This window comes from Nostoc sp. (assembly GCF_036917195.1).
In the GTDB taxonomy this organism is placed as follows: domain Bacteria; phylum Cyanobacteriota; class Cyanobacteriia; order Cyanobacteriales; family Nostocaceae; genus Nostoc.
The window spans coordinates 1-3,991 of sequence record NZ_JBALDG010000021.1; the positions used below are offsets into that span (position 1 = coordinate 1).

General features: G+C 36.7%; 3 protein-coding genes. All 3 read left to right on the plus strand.

Annotated elements, in window-relative coordinates:
* Nucleotides 1-1,106: 1,106 nt before the first annotated feature.
* The 3 genes from V7K40_RS07430 (at nucleotide 1,107) to V7K40_RS07440 (ending at nucleotide 3,621) form a co-directional block, all read left to right on the plus strand.
* Nucleotides 1,107-1,571 carry a hypothetical protein gene (locus V7K40_RS07430; RefSeq protein WP_334958168.1) on the plus strand — a complete coding sequence of 155 codons (465 nt, stop codon included), beginning with the start codon at nucleotides 1,107-1,109 and terminating at the stop codon, nucleotides 1,569-1,571.
* Nucleotides 1,572-2,025: 454 nt separating this feature from the next.
* Nucleotides 2,026-2,421, plus strand: coding sequence for an aquaporin (locus V7K40_RS07435; protein WP_334958172.1), 396 nt, complete (start codon nucleotides 2,026-2,028; stop codon nucleotides 2,419-2,421).
* A 426-nt stretch (nucleotides 2,422-2,847) separates the two neighbouring features.
* Entirely contained in the window at nucleotides 2,848-3,621 is a 774-nt protein-coding gene (locus tag V7K40_RS07440; protein WP_334958170.1) for a glucose 1-dehydrogenase, read from the plus strand.
* Nucleotides 3,622-3,991 lie beyond the last annotated feature (370 nt).

The following is a 3,991-nucleotide window of genomic DNA, read 5'->3' on the forward strand; positions in this document are numbered from 1 at the left end:
TTTTTTGATTGGTTGACTCTCAACCGTGACGTGTTTGCTGCTTACAAAGCTAGTTTGGGCTTTATTTGGGCTTAATTTTTGTTTAAGTCGCGATATTACAGTTTTTATTCATTTACCACTAATAATATTTATTCTAAAAACTTAAAAACCTTAAGAATAAAAAACAAAAAATCAAGCTTTTTAAATATATTTTTCTAAAAAAATAGGTATTTTTATAACAGTGGGATAAATTAATACGAAAACTTAAATATAAGATTAATAACCTGCTTTTTAGTTGTTATAAATATTCCTTATATAATTTTAAAGGTACATTTATTCGTAATTTGGATCGGCTCAATCTTTCCTTGAGCAGAGAGTTTCAGACTGAACTCTATTCTCAATAAATTAACATTAGTGACAATCAATCATGAGAGAATAGGGCTTTGGGCTAGGGGTATAGTAAGCGTAGGCGTAGCCCGTTATAGACATCGCTCAATCAAGGAGATAACGGGAAAAGTTAGGTTCTCACTCTGTTACAAGCAATGTGATTACTCTACTCAAAGTTTTTGGAGAAGCAATCGCTTCAGGAAGTAGGTGGGCGTTAAAAAATACAACTAGATTAAGAAATGTAAATTTTTTAAAAGCTTATATTCAAAGCGTTTCTGGTGCTTTATATAAATTTATGTAGTTTGGTTTAATTGTGCATACAAACTTAGGTGAGCATCGCTTATGCTTTTTTAAGTTCATCACTGCCTTTGTAATGTGGCGGCATCGTTATTGGGCAAGAACTATGAGAAGCGATGTCTAACGACAAGCCCTAACGCTTGTAAGCGTTGTGTTAGGGTATAAAAAACTTGCTGTACAAGAAAGATTTCTTTGCTTCAGCAGGAGTGCCTTCATGCACTAGCAATGGTCTTCAACTATCGCCAATACATTTTAAGCTCTGAGATTAACTTGAAAGTTACGAGTCTTGAAAATTTTGTTAACTTAAAGTAAGAAAAAAGATCCTACTCATACTAAATTGGGATTGGATGTCTTTTTTGAAAACTAGGATAAAGTGTTGAAGATCAACTGTCTCAACGCTTTTAAAGTGTGTCTTCATTACGAATTACGAATTAGAAATTAGTATGACGCCTGAAAAGCAAATTCAGCATGAAATCGCCGAAAATATTGTTTTAGCGGGTGAAGTCCTGTTTAGCGCCCAAGCATGGAAGTTCTTTCAAACATTAGGCAGGGGTTACCTTTATATGCATAAAGTGCTCCAGATAGACCATACTGGCGGCAATAATTTTTCCCTGATTGAAGGTACATCGCAGCTAGGAGACAAAATGTACTATACTGCTAAAGGCACTCAAGCTTGGCAGATGATGCAACTTTCAGCAGCAGCCGCTAGTCAACCAATACAATATGCCCAATTTTATGCTTTAATCGACAACTACGATCCAAGAATTGAGTATGTAGTAATTGTAGGTTTTAACTATGGTTCTGATGCCAGAGAATATTTCTTTTTCAGAAGACCAGAAATTCCTCCGGAGCAAGCTTTTAAAATTGTGAGCGATCGCCCCTTAGAATTTGGCATTGAATCACTATAATTCTTGATTTATCTAAAGTTTTTCAACCATTGCGAGTTATCCTTCAAGTCAAACTCAAGGTGGTTAATAAGTTGACCAGTTTTGCAAGGGATAAATTTTTATAAAATGAATTCTTTGCTGATAATTTCTGTGATTTTAGTTCCACCCTCAAGGGTTGCTGAGGCGATCGCTATCAGCAACTCTTGAGCCGTAATCACCGCATGAGAGTAGTATAGTGAATCTCCAGTGGGTTATCTACCCTAAAGTCTTCTAATTCTTTCCAATGTTTGGCGAAACTAGAAACACTTACTAAAATACCAAGAAATACACCAGTATCATCAAGACGTAAAAAAACCTAAACCATCCCCCACTACATCTTTAGAGAAATTTCTGACTTAAAAGTGCTTTCAGCATATATCGAGGTTAGTGAAGACGATATCAAAAACGCGTCAATTATTGTATCACTTCGCCTGGAATAGGTTATCCGTTATGGTATGTATTTATAGCTGAAGTTTTCATGAGATTTATGTTAGTACTCTCTATCTTTATCTTCTTGAGTCATAATCACTTATTGCGCTGGACACCTGTAATGGTGTGGCTTATAGTGGCAACTATGGTTTGGTTGGGAGCACCTATTTATGGTACCAGTTTGAATATAGCACGCAGCATTGGCCCGGCTTTATTAGCATGGTCTTGGCAAAACCAATGGCTTTATTGTATTGCATCTCCACTAGGGGCAATAGTTGCCGTAAAAGTTTTTTCGCTGATAACTATCGGTGAACGCGAACTTTTGACAGGGAAACTTTTTCATGTTCCTAACTATCGTTGTATTTTTAAAAATGTTAAAGTACCACACCTGGCAAAGCATTAGTATATTTAATCTAGAAACAACAAAGTTACTCGCAAGACTTGACTAGCAAAAAATGTGGCACATATCCTTTTTTTATTACTTTCAGCAGAGAATAATCGGGTTCCTTTTTCGTAACAAAGTAAGTTAAAATGATGCAATGGTGCGGAGTGTCTGCGGTAAGCGATCATAAAAATTTTTACTACATCTGAGCCTTACTAAAGGTAGAGTAGTTTTCTCTCCTCAGAGGGATTAAAGAGGAGTAAATAAGAATTTAGGAGTCAAGAGTCAAAAGTTTTAAATAGTTTAGTATAATTAGTATATTCATTCATAAAATATTTTCCTGATTCTTGAAGTATTATGACTTCTGAATTCTCACAAAGATTGTTTAAGTTGAAAGTCATTTATTAAAACCTGAAAACATAAAAATACTCTAGAAGGTGAAAGTCAATGAAGAAACTAGAAGGTAAGGTAGCTTTAGTAACTGGTAGTAGCGGAGGAATTGGTCAAGCTATTGCTGTACATCTTGCTGAACAAGGTGCAGAGGTTGTGATTGACTACCGTTCTCATCCCGAAGGCGCTGAAGAAACTTTGTCTAAAGTGGAAGCTGCTGGGAGTAAAGGCTTAACTGTTAAAGCTGATTTGAGTATAATTAGCGATATTCGTCAACTTATAGACCAGGGTATTCAATACTTTGGCAAGTTAGACATTCTTGTGAACAATGCTGGCATCGACGGTCGAAATGCTGACTTCTGGAATATAACCGAAGCCGACTATGACGCTGTGATTGATCTCAATCTTAAAGGCACATTTTTCACCACTCAAGCGATAGTGCAGCACTTCATCCAAACTAAGCGAACTGGTAAAATCATCAATATTAGTTCTACCCATGAGGAAATAGCATTTCCCCACTTCACTCATTACTGTGTTAGCAAGGGTGGTGTAAAGATGATGATGCGTAACCTAGCAGTTGAACTTGGTCCTTTGGGAATTACAATTAACAACGTGGCTCCAGGAGCAATTGAGACACCAATTAATAGTAAACTATTAAATGACCCCGACAAATTGGGAGCGTTATTGAAGAACATTCCCTTAGGTCGTTTAGGCAAGCCAGAAGATATCGCACCTATAGTTGCCTTTTTAGCCTCAGCAGATGCCGATTACATCACAGGTGCAACCTTCTATGTAGATGGAGGACTGAGCCGCAACTATCATGAGCAGTAGATAGATTTTGTTGGTTCTACCATTCAAGAGTTTTTGTGATCTGGAGTACAGAATGTCAGTAGACCGAAAACTTCTGCGATCGCTCTGTCAAGAATACCTGCTCCAGTGGATTTTTGCGAAAAACTAGTGCTTTTAGATACCATGATCTCATGTTTTACTTTCAAGTGAAAACATAAGTAAAGCTAATAAATCAGCCAAGAGATCAGAGCAAACCTTGCACCATAACCATGTTTTGCTGCTATAGCAACCGTCTAATCTATTAGGACATAGACTATAAATATTAGACTTGTCGCTTAATAAGGTAGAGTAACGATTAGCAACTGGAATGAGACAGAAAAATGCTAGACATCAATCGGGTGTTGAAAGAAGA